At 67.8% G+C, this 18,182-nt stretch carries 13 protein-coding genes; 8 read left to right on the top strand and 5 right to left on the bottom strand.

All coding sequences use genetic code 11. The features are described 5' to 3' along the window. Positions 1-239 precede the first annotated feature (239 nt). Positions 240-1,052 (bottom strand): ferredoxin--NADP reductase, encoded by an 813-nt coding sequence (locus tag SSA01S_RS07030; protein ID WP_061779800.1) that lies wholly within the window; start codon positions 1,050-1,052, stop codon positions 240-242. An 85-nt stretch (positions 1,053-1,137) separates the two neighbouring features. After that, the gene (locus tag SSA01S_RS07035) at positions 1,138-3,414 is read right to left on the bottom strand and encodes a TonB-dependent siderophore receptor (RefSeq protein ID WP_061779801.1); all 2,277 of its coding nucleotides are present in this window, start codon (positions 3,412-3,414) and stop codon (positions 1,138-1,140) included. A gap of 137 nt (positions 3,415-3,551) precedes the next feature. Here SSA01S_RS07035 and SSA01S_RS07040 point away from each other — a divergent pair, with 137 nt between their 5' ends. From SSA01S_RS07040 to SSA01S_RS07050, 3 genes are read left to right on the top strand one after another with little or no spacing between them, the layout of a single operon-like run. After that, positions 3,552-3,818: a hypothetical protein gene (locus tag SSA01S_RS07040; protein WP_061779802.1), complete on the top strand. Its 267-nt coding sequence runs from the start codon at positions 3,552-3,554 to the stop codon at positions 3,816-3,818. Further along, positions 3,815-5,386: a PepSY-associated TM helix domain-containing protein gene (locus SSA01S_RS07045; RefSeq protein WP_061779803.1), complete on the top strand. Its 1,572-nt coding sequence runs from the start codon at positions 3,815-3,817 to the stop codon at positions 5,384-5,386. The genes SSA01S_RS07040 and SSA01S_RS07045 overlap by 4 nt, the downstream gene beginning before the upstream one ends. Beyond that, entirely contained in the window at positions 5,379-5,753 is a 375-nt protein-coding gene (locus SSA01S_RS07050) for a hypothetical protein (protein WP_061779804.1), read from the top strand. The genes SSA01S_RS07045 and SSA01S_RS07050 overlap by 8 nt, the downstream gene beginning before the upstream one ends. Here the strand turns inward: SSA01S_RS07050 and SSA01S_RS07055 are convergent. Continuing rightward, complete coding sequence (locus SSA01S_RS07055) at positions 5,659-6,594, bottom strand: glutaminase (protein ID WP_061779821.1); 936 nt, start codon at positions 6,592-6,594, stop codon at positions 5,659-5,661. The genes SSA01S_RS07050 and SSA01S_RS07055 overlap by 95 nt on opposite strands. Before the next feature lie 116 nt (positions 6,595-6,710). Here SSA01S_RS07055 and SSA01S_RS07060 point away from each other — a divergent pair, with 116 nt between their 5' ends. Further along, the gene (locus tag SSA01S_RS07060) at positions 6,711-8,015 is read left to right on the top strand and encodes an MFS transporter (protein ID WP_061779805.1); all 1,305 of its coding nucleotides are present in this window, start codon (positions 6,711-6,713) and stop codon (positions 8,013-8,015) included. On the opposite strand, the gene SSA01S_RS07065 is transcribed toward SSA01S_RS07060, so the two are convergent. Continuing rightward, on the bottom strand, positions 7,973-8,728 hold the full coding sequence (locus tag SSA01S_RS07065) for a DeoR/GlpR family DNA-binding transcription regulator (RefSeq protein ID WP_061779806.1): 756 nt from the start codon (positions 8,726-8,728) through the stop codon (positions 7,973-7,975). The two genes, SSA01S_RS07060 and SSA01S_RS07065, sit on opposite strands and share 43 nt — an antisense overlap. Before the next feature lie 180 nt (positions 8,729-8,908). After that, entirely contained in the window at positions 8,909-11,710 is a 2,802-nt protein-coding gene (locus SSA01S_RS07070; protein ID WP_061779807.1) for a TonB-dependent receptor, read from the bottom strand. A gap of 201 nt (positions 11,711-11,911) precedes the next feature. Here SSA01S_RS07070 and SSA01S_RS07075 point away from each other — a divergent pair, with 201 nt between their 5' ends. The 4 genes from SSA01S_RS07075 (at position 11,912) to SSA01S_RS07090 (ending at position 18,090) form a co-directional block, all read left to right on the top strand. Further along, positions 11,912-13,126 carry a histidine-type phosphatase gene (locus SSA01S_RS07075; RefSeq protein WP_061779808.1) on the top strand — a complete coding sequence of 405 codons (1,215 nt, stop codon included), beginning with the start codon at positions 11,912-11,914 and terminating at the stop codon, positions 13,124-13,126. An 89-nt stretch (positions 13,127-13,215) separates the two neighbouring features. Next, positions 13,216-14,985, top strand: coding sequence for a type I secretion system permease/ATPase (locus SSA01S_RS07080; protein ID WP_082794973.1), 1,770 nt, complete (start codon positions 13,216-13,218; stop codon positions 14,983-14,985). After that, positions 14,982-16,319, top strand: a complete 1,338-nt coding sequence (locus SSA01S_RS07085; RefSeq protein WP_061779810.1) for an HlyD family type I secretion periplasmic adaptor subunit — start codon at positions 14,982-14,984, stop codon at positions 16,317-16,319. The genes SSA01S_RS07080 and SSA01S_RS07085 overlap by 4 nt, the downstream gene beginning before the upstream one ends. A gap of 178 nt (positions 16,320-16,497) precedes the next feature. Then, the gene (locus tag SSA01S_RS07090) at positions 16,498-18,090 is read left to right on the top strand and encodes a TolC family outer membrane protein (RefSeq protein ID WP_082794974.1); all 1,593 of its coding nucleotides are present in this window, start codon (positions 16,498-16,500) and stop codon (positions 18,088-18,090) included. Positions 18,091-18,182 lie beyond the last annotated feature (92 nt).

The raw sequence follows: 18,182 nt of genomic DNA on the forward strand, positions 1-18,182 counted from the left end.
AAATGTCGCACAAATGTGCCGTCGACGACGACAAATGTCGCTGATTACAAAACCAGATAAAGCGATAGCGACCCCGGCGAAGGCCGGGGCCCAGCTTCGGCGCAGCCGATGGTGTGCCAAACGACGCGGGAGAGGCAACCGCGATCCGCTCGCTTTTGCCTCCCCCGCCATGTTCCGCGCGCTTTCAACCTTTCGGCAACTGTTCCCCGGCCTTCGCCGGGGAACAGAAGCGGCGGGATTTACCCGGCAAACGCCTTTTCGATCACGTACGCACCGGGCTGCGCATTCGAGCCTTCGGGGAAGCCCATTTCCTCGAACTTGGCGCCCAGCGACTTGATCATCTCCATGCTGCCGCACATCATGATCCGGTCGGTTTCCGGGTTGAAGCCATGCGCGCTGGGGAGCCCTGCGAACAACCGGCCGTCCTCGATCAGCGCGTCGATGCGGCCGGTCGTGTGGAACGGCTCACGCGTGACGGTCGGGATATAGTGGAACTTCTCCTGCGCGACGTCGCCGACCAGGGGATCGTCGGCCAGCTTGCCCGCCAGCTCGTCATGAAAGGCCAGGTCGCTGACCCGGCGCACCGAGTGGACGATGATCACCTCGTCGAACATGTCGTAAATGTCCGGGTCGCGCGCGACCGACAGGAACGGCGCCAGCCCGGTGCCGGTCGACAGCATGAACAGCCGCTTGCCGGGCAGCAGCGCGTCGGCGACCAGCGTGCCGGTCGGCTTGCGGCCCAGATAGATGTTGTCGCCGGGCTGCACCTTTTGCAGCTTGCTGGTCAGCGGGCCGTCCTCGACCTTGATCGACAGGAAATCCAGCTTTTCGTCATAGGACGGGCTGGCGACCGAATAGGCGCGGAGCAGCGGCTTGCCGTTGTCGCCCTGCAAGCCGATCATCACGAACTCGCCCGAACGGAAACGGAAGCTGTCGGGGCGCGACACCGAGAACGAAAACAGATGCTCGTTCCAGTGATGGACGCTCTGAACCGTCTCGACGCTCAGCGCCGTGGTCGGGGTCAGTTCGGGCAGGGCAGTATCGGTCGACAAACCTCAAAACTCCTTTGCGCCCCTTGCCCGCCGATCGGTCGGCGGGACGGGCGGATACGTCAAATGCGAATGAATCGGGTGCGCCTTACCAAGAATAGCGCAGGCTGCCTACAAAGGTCCGCGATGCCCCGTAATAGCAGCCATTGTTGAAGAAACAGCTGGTGATGTGGCGCTTGTCGAACAGGTTGGCGACGTTGGCGGTCAGGCTCAGCCCCTCCATCGCCGGGCTGACCCGACCAAGATCATAGCCCAGCATCAGGTCGGCCAGCCAGTAATCGGGCGACTGGAAACGGCGGACGACGGTGCGGCCCGCGGCGACGGTGGTCGCGGTGCCATCCGATTCGCCGACATAGCGCACCCCGGCACCCAGGCTCAGGCCGCCCAGCGCGCTGCCGACACCAGCCTTGCCCAGATCATAGGACAGGAAGCTCGACGCGCTCCATTGCGGCACGCCCAAGGGCCGCGTGCCGGTGACGCCGCTCATCTGGTCGCCGGTGCCGACCACGGGCGTACCCTGCCGGACATAGGGGTCGTTATAGGTGGCGGCGACGACCACGTCGAAGCCGGGGGCAACCGTGCCGCGCCCGTCCAGTTCGATCCCGCGGATCGAGACCTCGCCGATCTGCACCTGCGAATTGCTGGGGATATTGCCCGTGCCCGCGCGCGGATCGGCGACCGGCACGTTGCGGCGGCGCAGGTCGAAGGCGGACAGGGTGAACAAGGCGGTCGTGCCGCGCGGCTGGTATTTCAGGCCCGCCTCATATTGGCGGCCGGTGACGGGGATGAAGTTGCTGCCATCCCAGGTGCTGCCCGCCTGTGGCTCGAAGCTCTCGGAATAGCTGACGAAGGGCGAGAGGCCGATCTTCGTTTCATACAGCGCGCCCAGTCGCGTGGTGAACGCCGTCTGGTTCAGACGGGTGACGGCATTGGTGTTCCGATTCTGCGTCGTCTGGTTGTACGTGTCCCAACGCCCACTGGCGATCAGTTGCAGCCCGCCGATCGCGATCTGGTCCTGCAGATAGACGCCGACCTGATCGCGCTTGGTGTAATTGTGCGTCTGGGTGATCGGGAAGCTGGGCAGCGGTACGCCATAGACCGGCGCGAACAGGCTAAGATTGGGGATGTTGAATACCGGGTTGGCGTTCTGCCCGGTGAAGAACGCCTGGTAATTCTCGCCGCGATTATGCTGCCAGTCGACGCCGCCCAGGACAGTGTGGCGGACCGGGCCGGTGTCGAGCTTGGCGACCAGATGATTGTCGACGGTGAAGGTCTGGAATGCCTCGTCCGACCCGCCGCCGCCGCGCTGGAGCGTCGACAGGTCGCTGTTGCCGTCGCGCGTCACATAGCCCGAGCCATAGATCTGCCGATAATGCAGTCCGATCGCCAGATAGCGTGCGTTGGTGGTCCAGCTCAGCCGGTCGTTCAGGTCATGGCGGAACAGGATCGTCGCCGATTTCTGCGTCCGGTTGAACGCCTCGTAGGACGGCTCCGAGGTGTTGAAATCGACCGGCAGCACGCCGAACGGATTGGGCAGCGCCGAGCCGTAAACCGGCACACCGCTATACGACCCTGATTCGGGATCGCGCTGATAGTTGAGGATCAGGGTCACGCTGGTCGCCTTGTCGGGCGCGAAGGTCAGCATGGGGCGCGCATAATAGCGGCGATTGGCGGTGTTGCGGATGAAGCCGTCCGACTCCTCCGCGCCTGCGATCAGGCGGAACAGCCAGCGGTCATTCTCATCGAGCGGCTGGTTCACATCGATGCTGGAGCGGAGCAGCGCGTAATTGCCCGCCGCCAGTTCGATCCGCCCGCCCGCACCCGCATAGGGCAGCTTGCTGGTCAGGTTGATAAGCCCGCCCGGCGTGCCCGAGCCATAGGTGACGCCTGCCGGCCCCTTCACCACATCGACCGACTCGACCAGATGGAAGTCGACCTGCGGGCTGGCATAGACACCGCCCATCAGCCGCATCCCGTCCATGAACATCCCCGGCGTGAAGCCGCGCAGGAACAACTGGTCGTACCGGGTGGCGACATTGCCGCGCTGGTTGGGCGCGACACCTGCGACATAACCGAGCGCTTGGTTGATCGACTGCGCATTGCGGCGGGTCAGTTCCGCCTGGTCGATGACCGCGATCGTCTGGGGCGTGGCGATCAGCGGGATGTCGGTCTTGGTGCCCGAGGCGGCGGTCTTCTTCTCGCGCTCGCCCTCGACCACGATCTCCTCGTTGCGCAACCGCTGCTGGTCCTCGTCGGCCGTCACCGGGACCGCATGGGACACATCCCGCGCCTGGGCAGGCAGCGCCCCGGCCAGCATCGCCCCCATGGCACAGGCCGCGAGCAACCCTCCGCGAAAACCGCGCATAATTTTATCCCCTGCTATTGATAGTGACTCTCAAATGCTGCTAGAGGGACGCCATCAACATGACAAGGGGCAAACGGGTGCCATCGGGCCGAGCCATTGACGAACAAGCCGAACGCCGCTGGCGGGCCGGATTCGCCATGGCGTGGCGCTGGGTCACGGCGGTGCTCGGCGGCTATGCATTCGCGGTCGCCAGCGCGATGCTGACTGCGCGCAGTCTGCCCGTGTCCGATGCCACGACGCGGGTCGAGGCGACGGGCTGGCCGATGGTCCTGTCCTTCCTGGTCTATGCGGGAATCGGACTCTGGTCGTTGCACGAGGGGCGGCTGGGCCGGGTGAGCGCGGTCGTCTGGGGCGGCGCGCTGGTCATGGCGGCGATCCTGAAGCTGTGGGGCGTGCGTCCATGAGCGAGGCGTCCGCGACGACGGCGCAGCGCGGGCTACGCCAGACCATGGCCTGGGCGCATGGCTGGCTGGGGCTGATCGCCGGGTGGATCTTGTTCACCATGTTCCTGACCGGCACCTCGGCCTATTTCCGGCCCGAGATCACCCAGTGGATGCAACCCGAAATCCGCCCCAGCGCCGCCAGCCCCGCCCAGGCGGCCAGCTCGGCGGTGCGGTATCTGTCGCGGATCGGGGCGGACGACCTGCAATGGTATATCTATCTGCCCGACGAGCGGACCGTCGCGACCCGCGTGTTCCGCATCCCCGCCAAGCCCGATCCCCAGCAGCGGCGTCGCGACGAGCTGGACCTCGATCCGATCAGCGGCGCGCCCCTGACCGCGCGCGAGACCAAGGGCGGCGAGCATTTCTATCGCTTCCATTTCCAGCTTCAGTTACCGCATCCCTGGGGCCGCTGGCTGGCGGGGCTGTGCGCCATGGCGATGCTGGGCGCGATTATCTCGGGCGTCATCACGCACAAGCGCATCTTCGCCGACTTCTTCACGCTGCGCTGGAACAAGGGGCAGCGAAGCTGGCTGGACGCGCACAATGTCTCGGCGGTGCTCGGCCTGCCTTATCATGCGATGATCACCTATACCGGGCTCATCACGCTGGTGACCATGTACATGCCGTGGCCCGCGATGATGAACTACGCCCAGCCTGCAAAGTTCGCGCAGGCCGCCTATGACCTGCCCGACGATGTATCTGCCAGCGGCGTGCGCCGCCCGCTGGTCGCGATCGCACCACTGGTCGCGGATGCCGAGCGCAGGCTGGGCGGCGCCGCCACCCGCGTCATCATCCAGAATCCGGGCGACGCCGCCGCGCGCATCGCCATCGCGCAGGGCAAGCGCAGCACGATCAACGCACGGACGCCCACGGTCACCTATGAAGGGGCGACCGGCCGCTTCGTCAGCCAGAGCGGTGCGCCCGCCTCCGCGATCGAGACGGCGGGCGTCATGCTGGGCCTGCACCTCGCCACCTTCGCCAGTCCCGCCCTGCGCTGGGCCTATTTCGTGATGGGCCTGACCGGCGCGGCGATGGTCGGCACCGGCCTGTTGTTGTGGACCGCCAAGCGCCGCAAGCCGAACGCCGCGCCCTTCTTCGGATTGCGACTGGCCGAGCGGCTGAACATCGCGGTCATCGCCGCCTTCCCCATCGGCATGGCCGCCTATCTGCTCGCCAACCGGCTGATCCCCGCCACGCTGGAGGGACGCGCCGATATGGAAGTGTCGGCAATGTTCTGGATCTGGGGCCTACTCGCCCTGGCGCAACTCGCACTGCCCGCGCGCCGCGCCTGGACTATCCTGTTCGCGCTGGCCGCCGCCGCCTGGGCCGCGATTCCGGTCGTCGATGCGCTGACCACCTCGCGCTGGCTGGTGCCCGCGCTGCTGGACGGCGACCATCTGTTCGTCGCCTTCGATCTCGCCTGTCTCGCCATCGGCATCGGCTTTGCCGTCGCCGCGCGGATCAGCGCGCGCCCCGCCCCTGCCGCCCCCAAAAGAACCCGCCGGTCCCTGGAGCCTGTCCATGCTTGATACGATCGCCCTGTGCCTTGTCGGCTTCTGGCTGCTGGCCGCCGGGTCCTATCGCCATGCCAAGGACGCGGGCACGCTGCACGACGCCAAGCTGCGCCTGGGCCTGAAGCTGCTGGGCGCGGCGACGCTGCTGCTGGCCCTGTCGTCCAGCGGGACGGCCATCACCGGCGAGCGGATCGTGCGGATGCTCGGGGCCGCCTCGATCGCGGGCGTCGCACTCAACCTGCTGCTGTCGGTCCGGGCGGGCGCGGCCTTCGCACCCTTGCGGGCGCTCAACCGGCTTGTGGGTCGAACACGGACCAGCCGGTCCGCTGCACCAGCCGTTCGAGCGCCAGCGTACCAAGCTGCGAATTCCCGCGCGCGTTGAGGCCGGGCGACCAGACCGCGATCGAGGCGCGACCGGGCACGATCGCCAGTATGCCGCCGCCCACCCCCGACTTGCCCGGCAGGCCGACACGAAAGGCGAACTCGCCCGACCCGTCATAATGGCCGCAGCTCATCATCAGCGCGTTGATGCGCCGCGCCCGTTGCGGTGACACGACCGAGCGCCCCGTCCCCGGATTGACGCCCCGCGCCATCAGGTATCGCCCGGCCAGCGCCAGTTGCCGACAGCTCATCGCCAGCGCGCAAAAGTGGAAATAGACGCCCAGCACCCGGTCCACCGGATGATGGAGATTGCCGAAGGCGCGCATGTAATGGGCCAGCGCTTGGTTGCGGTGGCCCGTCTCCATCTCGGCTTGCGCGACGGCGGCATCGATGACGATGTCGTCCTCCCCCGCCAGCGCGCGGACGAAGCGCAGCATCTCGCCGATCGCCTCGCGCGGTTCGTACCCGCCCAGCAGCATGTCGGCCACCACGATCGCGCCCGCATTGATGAACGGATTTCGCGGGATGCCGCTTTCGGTTTCCAGCTGGACGATCGAGTTGAATGCGGTCCCCGACGGCTCGCGCCCCACCCGCCGCCACAGCTGGTCGCCGACCGCGCCGAGCGCCAGGGTCAGCGCGAAGACCTTGGAGATGCTCTGGATCGAGAAGCTCTCCTCGGCATCCCCCGCCAGATGGCACTGGCCGTCCGCCTCGACGATGGCGATGCCGAAACGGTGCGGGTCGATGCCCGCCAGCGCCGGGATGTAATCGGCCGGTTTGCCCCGGTCGGGGGCCTCGGCCATCTCAGCGGCGATATCGGCGACGATCGCGGACAGGTCCATCGCGCCTTGGTGCCGCGCGGCGTCCGCTTTGTCGAGCCGCCGCGAACCCGTCACAAACCGCGGCTAGGGGACCAGCGCTTCCTCCCAAAGCCCCGAAACGGACCGAAATCAACCTCATGCGCGACAGGCCAAAGCGCGAAAGGGACACCGCCCCGCCCGCTCCCGGATTCTGGACGCTCGCCAGCGTCGAGGGGTGGGAGCGTTGTGCGATCCAGGGCGCCAAGTCGCTGCTGACCCTGTTCCTGGTGAACGATCTGCTGGCGCGGGGGGACGGGGTGATCGGCCTGTCCGCGCTGCGCCGCGGGGTCGAGGGACTGACCGGGGCGCATGGCGACATCGCCTTCGCCTCGCAGCTCTACGGGCTCTACGGCGCGCTGACCTATCTGGTCCTGCCGCTGGGCGGATGGATCGCGGACCGCAGCGGACGGCGACGGCCCGCCATGTATGGCGGCGCCGTGCTGATGATGCTGGGCCTGCTCGCGCTCGCCAGCCGCAGCCTGGCACTGCCCGGGCTGGCGCTGCTGATCGGCGGCATCGGGCTGCTCAAGGGCAATCTGGCCGCCGAAGTCGGTGCGCTGAGGGGCGGGGCCAAGGGCGAGCGGGTATTCGCCGCCTATCTGGCGTTCCTGAATGGCGGAGCGATGCTGGGACCGTTGATCGGCGGGTGGCTGGCGCTGGCCTATGGCTTCGCCGCCGCCTTCGTCTTCATGGCGGCCAGCATGATCGCGGCGATGCTGACCTTGCGCACCGCGCCGCCGGTGCGAGGGGTCGAGACACCCATGGGCGGTCGGGACGCAAGCGACTGGCCGCGCGCGCTTCTGGCCATCGCGGCGGTGACCCTGTGTTTCTGCGCCTATGAGCAGTTGAACAACATGGTCCTGGTCTGGGCGGAGGAGCGAGTCGACCTGACCATCGGCGGTTTTTCGATTCCGCCCAGCTGGCTGGCGGCGACCGATGGCCTGTTCACCATCGCGCTGGCGCTGCTCGCCTATCGCCTGTGGCCCCGTCTCGCGCGCGAGCCGAGCGCAGTGCACAAGCTGGCCGCAGGTGGGATCGCGATGGCGCTGGCCTATGGGCTGCTCGCCGGGCTGTCGGGCGGAACGCGAATCGGGCTGGGCGGGCCGCTTTGTGCGGTGTTGCTGTTGTCGCTGGGCGTCGTCCTGTCCTGGCCCTCGGCACTGGCCATCGTCGCGGCCGCCGCGCCGCCCTCGCGCCGGGGGATGATGACCGGACTCTTCTATCTCCACGGCTTTGTCGCGCATCTGGTGGTCGGCGAACTGGGCGCGCTCTATCCCCGCATGGCGCAGCCGCATTTCTGGGCGATCCATGCCGGTTTCGCGCTGGCAGGCGCGGGCATCGCGCTGCTGATCCCGCGCGCTCAGGCGACGACGACCTCCACCCCGGCCAGTGCCTCGGCATAGGCGGGCGACAGCGGCGCATCGGTCACCAGCATCGCGACATCGCCCAGGCCCGCCACCTGGATCGTGCCGGGCCGGTCGAACTTGCTCTGGTCGGCGGCGATCAGGGTGCGGCGCGAGCGGGCGATCATCATCCGGCACAAAGCCGCCTCGCCCGCATGATAATCGGCAAAGCCATGGTCGAGATTGACCGACTCGACCGACAGGATCGCCAGCGCGGGCGTGAACATGCCCAGATACTCGCGCGCGGTGGCGTCGAACGCGGCGCGATACTCATAATCCATCTCGCCGCCCGCCAGCATGACGCGATTGTCGTTGCGCCCGCCCAACTCGGCCGCGACCCCCACCGCATTGGTGACGACGGTCAGCCCGTGATGGTCGCGCAGCGCACGCGCGACATAATGACCGGTGGTGCTGGCATCGAGATAGATGGTCTGCCCTTCGGCCACCACCTGCGCGACGGCGGCGGCGATGCGCTGCTTGGCCTCGGCATGGCGTTGCAGGCGGGTGGCGAAGGAGCCCTCGGTCTCGATCTTGGCGATGCGGACCGCGCCATGCGCGCGCACGACCACGCCGGACGCCTCCAGCACGCGCAGCTCGCGCCGCACCGTCTCCTCGGACACGTCCAGGGCGGCGGCCAGTTCGCCGATGCCGTGAAAGCCGCCCTCTCCCAGAATCGCCACGATCTCATGCTGGCGGCGCTGGCGTTTCATCATGTCGGGGGACGCTCCTGTTACTGGGTCTCATGCTAGTGCCGCCCGCGCGCCGGTCAATCGGGGCGTGCATCCGGTCAGGAACCGCACACAAAATCGCCGACGGCACAGGGTATGCGCCGTCGGCGGAGGTGCGCTCCGGTGCCACTTGGGGGGTGGCACCGGATCGGGGAGGGGATGAAATCAGAAGGCGTAGGACAGGTTGAGCATGTAGATGCGCCCCGTCTCGACATAACCGCCCTTGCGATCGTTCGAGAGGTACGCCTTGCGCTCGCTGGTCGTCGCCCAGTAGCTGTGCTCGTTGAACAGGTTCTGCACCGAGGCACCGACCGTCAGCCCCGAGGGCAGCGTGTAGTTGACGATCAGGTTCGAGATCGTCGTCGGCTGGATATAGGTATCCGGGCGGCTGGAGCGCAGATCGTACAGGCGGTCGCCGGTATAGTTGTAGTTCCACTCCGCCGACAGGCCGCCACGGGTGTAGAACAGCGCGGCATTGTACATCACCTCGGGCGCCTGGGTCATGCGCTGCTGGCGGTTCTGGCCGTTGACGAAGACATTGGCCTTGGCCTTTTGCAGCGTCACATTGGCCTGGAGCCCCAGACCGTTGAGCAGCCCCGGCAGCCCCTTCAGCGAATAGCGGCCGAACAGTTCGACGCCGTAAATCTTGCCGGTGGCGTCGGTGGTCAGGCTCGACACCTCGACGCCGCCCTGCTGTTCCGACTGGGGATTGCCCCAGATATTATAGTCGCCGCCCGCATTGGTCGTGCCGGTCGCGAACAGGACATGGTTCAGGTTCTTGTAGAAGGGGCTGACCGAGAAGAAATCGGTCCCCTGCCCCTTATACTCGACCGAGGCATCGTAATTCCACGAGGTCTGGGCGTTCAGATTGGGGTTGGGGATGAACACCCCGGTCACCTCGCCCAGGTCGTTGCGCGACACCTGCGTCGGCCCAAGCAACAGGTCGAAGGCGGGACGCGAATAGCTTTTGCGGATCGAGGCGCGGATCACCATGTCGTCATTGGGCCGGTAATTGGCGATCACGCTGGGCAGCCACATGTCATAATGGCGGCTGGAGGTCGCAAAGGCGCCGGTGTCGTTGCCCTGATCCTGCCAATAGGTGCCCTTGAACCGGTTATATTCGTACCGCACGCCCGGCACGACTTGCAGGTCGCCAAACTGCATCGTCGCCATGACATAGCCCGACAGCCGGTTCTCCCGCCCATCGAGGCGGTTTTCCTTCAGCTTGACCGGATCGAGCCCGGCAATCTTCGGGGTCGAGAGCTGCGCGACCTGGTTCTCGATATAGTTGGTGTCGATCAGGAAGATCGGCACCTGCGCCGCACCGTTCATGAACCCGCCGAGCATCCGGCCGGGCAGCGTCATCAGGCCGGGGCCGGTCGCGGCGTAGCGCGGCGACGCGCTGCCATCGGCATTGGGGAAGGTATATTGCAGTGCGCCGTCATCGCCCAGCGCATTGGCATAGCGCTTGGCATCCTCGACCTTCGCGCCCGCCGATACGGAGACCAGACCCTGGTCGGCATGGTGCCAGGTGGTGTCGAACTGGCCCTCCAGGCGGCTTTCCCAGGTGTTCTCGAACTGCTGGGTGACGTACCACTGCTTCAGCTTGGTCAGGTCGGTCAGATAGGCGCGTGCCGCGTCGGTCAGCACGACCTGCGGGAAGGTGCGCTGGCCGATCGAGGTGACCATGCGATAATTGGCGACGCCGGTATTGTCGGCGGTGCCGATATAGGGCGCGCCCGCGAAACCCGACTGGATGCGCAGCGGATAGTCCTGCGACCCGCGCGAATAGGCGCCGTGATAGTCGAAGGTGAAGTCGCCCGAACGGGTCTGGCCGCCGATCTTGGTCGTCACCAACGCCTGGTTGCTGTGCTCGGTGCGGAAATAGTCGGTCGCGGTCAGGCCGTAATCGGCGCGGTAGCCCGCCGCGTCATACGAGCCCTTATTCGGGTTCGGATTGATCTGGTACGGGGCCAGGCTGGTCTGGCGCAGCGCGGTCTGGTCCATCCAGCTCTTGAGGTTGTACTGGCCATAGGTCGAGTGCCAGTAGAGATCGGTCGTCTCGCCCTTCCAGTCGAGGTTCAGCGTGCCGCCCAGACGCTGGATGCGGTTGCGGAACGCCTGCCACTGGGCACCGCGCGCGAACACATTGTCCAGATTGTCGCGGATCATGCCGGGGATGTTGGCGTTATACTTTTCCCAGTCGTGCTGCACGGCGGTCGACTCGCCCAGCACATGCTTCAGACCGTAATAGGCCGAGGCATAGACACCGAAATTGCCGAAACGCTGCGCCGTCTCGAACTGCGCGGTGCCGCCCCAGGGATCTTCTCCCCGCGCCGCCGCACGCCCCGCAACCTGGCCCTGGAAACGGATCTGGCTGCGATGGTTGGGCAGGTCGAAGGCGGTGATCGGCACCATGTCGATAATGCCCGCGATCGCGTCGCCGTCATATTTGGCGGTCGGCGCCTTGTCGACGCGCACCGTCTGCAGCGAGAAGGGCGACAGCAGGTTCATCGAGATGGCGCGGGTGCGCGCATCGGTCTGCGCCAGCCGCACGCCGTCGAACGAATAGGCGTTGTACGAGGTGTCGAGGCCACGGATCGAGACATATTGCGCCTCGCCGGTCGCCGCCGCGTTGCGCGACTGGTCGACCGAGGAGCTGATGCCCGGCAGGCGGGTCAGCAGGTCGGCCAGATTCTGTTGCGGCTGGATGCGCAGTTCCTCGCCCGAAACGACGGTCGCCAGCGACTGGCTGCGCAGCTGTTCGTCCTGCGCATCAACCAGCGCCTGGCGATGGCCCTTGACGATGACATCCTCACCGGCCTGCGGATCGTTGGAAGCGGCGACAGGCTCGGACACGGCGGCTGGAATCGGATCGGCGGCCAGTGCCGGACCCGCGATCAGAAGCGTGGCGGCAGAGCCGCACAACAGACGCACGACATGCGCCCGCTTGGACGAAGCGGTCATGAGATTTCCCCTGGATCAATAATGATGGCGACGCCCCCCGGGCGCCTTCGACGGCTCCGCTAGGGGCAGCCTGTGACAATCCGATGACTTATTGACCGAATTTTGATGACTTTGAAAAATTCTGCCAGGCCCGCGAATGGGCGCGCGCCATTGTCGGGCGAATGTCACAGCAATGACCCGAAAACGCTCCAAAGTTGCCCGATGACCATCATCTCCTCCAACGTCCGCGCCGCGCTGGCCTTGATTCTCCTCGGTGGCGTGGCCACCCCCGACATGGCAGCGGCGGCGCGTCCGGCCGGTCTGACGCTGGACCGCGTCGTGATCCTGATGCGTCACGGCGTCCGCGCACCGCTGGACGGCGAAGTGCCGGACGGCACCCGGACCGCTCGCCCCTGGCCGCACTGGACGACGCCGGAAAGCGAGCTGACGCCGCATGGCGCGCAGGCGCTGGCCGCCGAAGCCCGCGCCGACCGCGCCGCCTGGGTGGCGCAGGGACTGCTGCCCGCGACCGGCTGCCCCGCCATCCGCATCCGCACCAACAGTTCGTCGCGCACGATCGCGAGCGGCGCGGCCTATGCCAAGGCCATCGCCCCGGATTGCGCGCTCGCGGTCGACCACAATCCGATCGGACAGGTCGACGCCCTGTTCGAGCCGCTGCGCGCCCGCGCCACGACATTCGACGCGGACGCGGCAGTGGCGGACATCAACCGCTTTACCGGCGGCATGGACGCGCTGGTCGCGCGGAACCGCGACGGCCTGCGGCTGCTCGACACGGTGCTGGGCTGCGGCGACCGCCAAGGCTGCGATCCCGGCCGGACTGCCCGTCTGACCCCGTCGGCCGATGGGCATGGCATCGACCTGACCGGCCCGATCCGCACCGCCTCGGGCACCGCGCAGGTGCTATTGCTGCAATATGCCGAGGGGTTGCCCCCCTCGGTGGGCGGCATGGCCGTCGATGGCCGGGTGCTGGCGCAACTGGGCAAGCTGCACGCCGCGCTGTTCGACGTCTATTCGCGCTCCCCCTATATGGCCGCGCACCAGTCGGCGGCGTTCGGGCGGCACATGATCGATGCGCTGACCGCGAAGGACGGGGCGAAGGTCGACATGCTGGTCGGGCACGACACCAATGTCACCGCGCTGGCCGCGCTGCTCGGCTTCGACCTGGTCGCACCGGGCTATGCCACCAACGACGCCGCACCGGGCGGGGCGGTGCTGATCAACCGCTGGCACGATCCGGCGGGCAAGGCCTTCGTCACCGTTACCTACCGCACCCAGTCGCCCGACCAGATTCGCGCGCACGCCGCCGCCGTGACGGTGACGCCGGTCCGGGTGCCCGGCTGCCCGGCCGATGCGCCCTGTCCGCTCGACCGGTTCGTCACGCTGTTCGGGCAGAAGCTGCCCCCGCTGGCGAACTGATCTCCTGCGGCACGGGAAGGGTGCAAGCCCTCCCCGTGCCAACCCGACGTGAACGCTTCGCTTACTCTTTTTCGCGTAAAGCGAATGGCATGTCGTCCTCTGGACCAGCCCCGACTCCCGGTCCGATAGCCGGATCGTCCGGCACCGGCCTGATCGCGGTCGTGCGCGGATGTCGCCCGCATCTGATCGCGGCGGCGGTGTTTTCGGGGCTGATCAACGTCCTGAACCTCGCGCCGTCGATCTTCATGCTCCAGGTCTATGACCGGGTGGTGCCGACGCGCGGCGTGCCGACGCTGTTGCTGCTGACCCTGATCCTGGTCGTGGCGCTGGGCGTCTATGCGATCCTCGACGCGGTGCGGATGCGGCTGCTGCTGCGTGCGAGCATCCGACTGGAGCGGCGGCTGGCCCCCGCCATCCTGCTGCGCATCCTGAGTTCGCCCAGCGGCACGCCCGTCGAGCGCGCACAGGCGATGCGCGATTTCGATACCGTTCGCTCGACCCTGACCGGCGCGCCCGTGATCGCGCTGTTCGATGCGCCCTGGGCCCCGATCTACATCCTGATCGCCTTTCTCCTCCATCCGTGGATCGGTGTCCTGACGCTGGTCAGCGCGCTGCTGCTGGGCGGGATCGCCATCGCCAGCGAACGGGTGACCGAACCCAGCGTCGGCGTCATCCGCGCCCGCCAGACGCTGGCCCAACGCGAGCAGGACGCCTCGATCCTCGCCTCCGACGTGGCGCAGGCGCTGGGGATGCGCGACGCGCTGGTCACCCGGCATCTGTTGGAGCGCGCCGATCTGGCGCGGCGGCAGGCGTCGCTGTCGGGTACGTCGGGCCAGTTCCTGGCGGTGACCAAGTTCCTGCGCCAGCTACTCCAATCGCTGGCGCTGGCGCTGGGCGCATGGCTGGCGGTGCGGCAGGAGATTTCGGGCGGCGCGATCTTCGCCGCCTCGCTGCTCCTCGGTCGCGCGCTCCAGCCGGTCGAACAGATTCTCGGCGCGATGAAACCGTTGACCGCCGCCTGGGGTGCATGGCGTTCGCTCGATGCGTTTTGCCGCCGCCCCGCCCCCGACCGCACCGCCACCACTTTGCCGGCCCCCGTCGGGCGGATCGAAGTGCGCGGTCTGGACGTCATGGCGCCGGGCAGCGAGCGGCCGATCCTGTCGGACATCAGCTTTGCCGTAAATCCGGGCGAGGTCGTCGCGCTGGTCGGGCCCAGCGGTGCGGGCAAGTCGACGCTGCTGCGCGTACTCGCAGGCGCACAGGCCCCCGATGCGGGCGAGGTGCGGATCGACGGCGCATCGCTATCCGACTGGAATCGCGAGCAGCTGGGCCGCCACCTGGGTTTCATGCCACAGGCGCCGACGCTGTTCCCCGCCACCGTCCACACCAACATCGCGCGCTTCCGGGGCGTGATCGACGGCGAGAGCGAGGCGCTGGATGCCGAGGTCGTTGCCGCCGCACAAGAAGCGGGCGCGCATGAGGTTATCCTGGGCCTGTCCCAGGGGTATGGCACGCTGCTCGAACGCGGCGAGGCCGGGCTGTCGGCCGGGCAAGGCCAAGCGGTCGCGCTGGCCCGCGCACTGTTCGGTCGGCCGACCCTGTTGTTCCTGGACGAACCCAATGCCCATCTCGACAGCGAAGGCGAGGCGCGGCTGGCGCGCACCATCCTGGCCTTGCGCGAGCGCCGGGCAACGGTGATCGTCTCGACCCATCGCACCGGGCTGCTCCAGATCGTCGACAAGGTGCTGTTGCTGCGCGAAGGCCGCGTCCAGCTGTTCGACGAACGCGCCAAGGTCATCCGGCCGCAGGCCCCCGCGCGCCCCGACGATGGTTTCGTCCATGCCGGAGCGACGCGATGAGCCGCGCCCAACTCGCCGAGCGGCTGCGCCTCGACGACTCACCCGGCACCGCGATCCGGGTCGGCGCGCTGGTGGCGATCCTGTTCTTCGTGGTCGGGCTGGGCTGGGCCGCTTTTGCCCGGCTCGACGCGGCGGCATCGGGCGAGGGGCAGGTCACCGTCTCGGGCAATCGCCGCACCGTCCAGCACCGAGACGGCGGCATCGTTAAGGCGATGGCAGTGCGCGACGGCGACCATGTGACGGCGGGACAGGTGCTGTTCCGGCTAGAGGGCGCAGAAGTCGCCGCCAGCGAACGCGCGCTCGCCGCCAGCGTCATCGACCTGCTCGCCCAGCGCGCCCGACTGGAGGCCGAAGTGGCGGGCCGCGCCATCGTCTGGCCCGCCGAATTCGCCACCGCGACCGGCGACGACCGCCGCCTGATCGCCCGTGCGCAAAGCCTGCAATTGGCGCAGCTGCGCAGCCGGGGCGCCTCGCTCGCCGCCAGCGACCAGGTGTTGCGCCAGCAGGCCGCCGAAGTCGCGCGCCAGACCTCCGGCTTCAACGCCCAGGCCCAGGCCAGTGCCCGCCAACGCGCCAGCCTGGCGCAGCAGCTGGAAAGCACGAAGAAGCTCGCCGACGAAGGCTATGTCTCGCGCAACACGGTGCGCGCGATCGAACGCTCGATCCAGCAGCTCGAAGGGGCCGATGCCGATTACAGCTCGCGCTCGGCCGCCGCGCGCGAGCAGATCGGCCAGACGAGCGCGCAGCGGGTACAGACCCGCCGCCGCCAGGTCGAAGAAGCCGCCGCGTCCTTACGCGACACTCAGTTCCAGCTGAACGAGATGCAGCCCAAATGGGCCGCCGCACGCGAGCAGCTGGCCCGCACCGAAATCCGCGCGCCAGTCTCCGGGACGGTGGTCGGACTGCGCGTCTTCACCGTCGGCGGCGTCATCCAGGCGGGGCAGCCCATCCTCGACATCGTGCCCGACGCCGCGCCGCTGATCGTACGCGCCAATTTCGCGCCGGGCGATATCGACGGGGTGGTGGCGGGACGGCCCGCCGAGGTGAAGTTCCTGTCGCTCCACGACCGGGGCCTGCCGATCCTGACCGGGACGGTTCATTCCATCTCCGCCGACAGCCTGCGCGACGAAGCCTCGGGCCGTAGCTATTTCAGCGCCGAGATCGCGGTGCCGCACGACCAGATCGCCCGGATCGCGGCGGTGCGCGGTGGCGACACCGGCATTCGTGCGGGCGTGCCGGTCGCGGTGATGGTGCCGCTGCGCCGTCGTACCGCCCTGCAATATCTGCTCGACCCGCTGACCGAAGCCTTTTCGCGGTCCTTCCATGAACGCTAGTTTCCATCACCATTCGCCTAAGACCGTTTTCCTTCCTCCCCTTGCAGGGGAGGGGGACCATGCGCAGCATGGTGGAGGGGTGTCCCCGGTGGTGGGTTTGTCCCCGACTCTTCGGCCGGGACACCCCTCCGTCACGCCTTCGGCCTGCCACCTCCCCTGCCAGGGGAGGAATGGGTAGATGTCTATCGTGTCCAGGCCCTTGTTCCTCGCCCTGCCGCTTGTCGTGCTGGTCGCCGCGCCGGTGCAGGCGCAGGAGCTGTACGATCCCGACACGCTCGACCGGGCGATTGCCGACGCCTATCGCTCCAACCCGACGCTGGAGGCGGGGCGTGCCCAGCTGCGCGTGCTCGACGAACAGATCATCCAGGCGGGCAGCCCCTATCGCCTGACCGTTGGCATCAACCTCAATGCCCAATATCGCCAGCAGGACCAGCGCAACCTGCTCGACCAGTTCGGCACGGTGCGCGCGCGAACCATGGGCGCGACCATCTCCGCCTCGCAGATCCTGCTCAATGGCGGACGTACCGCGGCCCAGGTGTCGGCGGCCGAGGCGACCGTGCTGGCAGGACGCGAGCGGCTGCGCGAGACGGAAAACAGCGTCCTGCTTAGCGTCGTCGACGCCTTTGCCTCGGTGTTGCGCGACCAGGCGCTGGTCGCGATCCAGACCCGCTCGCTCGACAGCTATGGGCGACAGGTCGACCAGGCAGTGGCGCGCGAGCGCGGCGGCGACCTGACCCGTACCGACATCGCCCAGGCACGCGCGCAACGCGAATTGATCGCCGCGCAACTGGCGCAGGCCGAGGCCAATCTGCAGAGCAGTCGCGCGCGCTTCGCCGCGCTGGTCGGGCGCAATCCCGGCCGTCTTGCGCCACCGCCGCGCCTGCCCGGCATTCCCGGCTCGATCGACGCCGCCTTCCAGATCGCCGAGAAGGAAAGCCCCGCCATCTGGCAGGCGATCATGGCCGCACGCGCCGGGGACGCCCGGATCGCGGCCCAGCGCGCCGAGCGCGCGCCGATCGTCGCGCTGACCGGCGGTTATGGCTATACCAGCCCCTATTCCTATCAGCTGCGCGATATGGGCGGGCAGGCAAGCGGCGGAGTCAGCGTCACCATGCCGTTGCTCGCCGGGGGTCTGATCGGCTCACGCATCCGCGCTGCCGTCGCCGAGCGCCAGCAATTGGGGTTCGAGGCGGAGGGGACACGGCGCGAAGCCCTCGCCAATGTCCAGGAAAGCTGGAACCAAGCGGTCGCCGCGACCGAACAGCAACGCTCGGGCCAACTGGCGACCGAAGCCGCCGAAGCCGCGCTGACCGGTGTGCGACGGGGGTTCCAGGAGGGCTTCCGGTCGAATTTCGAAGTGCTCGATTCCGAACAGAGGCTGCTCAACGCGCAGATCGTTGCGACCAATGCGCGCTATTCCGGCTATGTCGCGCAGGCCCGGCTGCTGGCGACGCTGGGCCGGTTGCAGGCGGGCGTGATCGAGGCGGGGGTGCCGGTGTACGATGCCTCGGCCAATATCCGCTCGGTCAAGGCGCAGGTCTTCGGTCCGTTCGATCCGCTGCTCGCTCCGATCGACCGCGCCTCGCGCCCGAGCGCGATGGCCAAGCCCGCACCCGTACTCAGCATCGCCAACGCCCCCGAACTGCGCGCCGCGACCGGGCCCGCGATCGACGGCAAGCTGGGCACCGGCCTGCCCGTAACGCCGATCCCCGCCCTGCCCGCGCCGTCCTTCGCGGAGTTGAGCGATGCGGTGGTGACAGGGGGCCGGTAAAACTTTCCTCCCCTGCAAGGGGAGGGGGACCATGCGCAGCATGGTGGAGGGGGCGCACCACATAGGTAGAGCCGTGTGGAAGCCCCCCCCCC

The organism is Sphingomonas sanguinis NBRC 13937 (assembly GCF_001591005.1).
Lineage (GTDB): Bacteria > Pseudomonadota > Alphaproteobacteria > Sphingomonadales > Sphingomonadaceae > Sphingomonas > Sphingomonas sanguinis.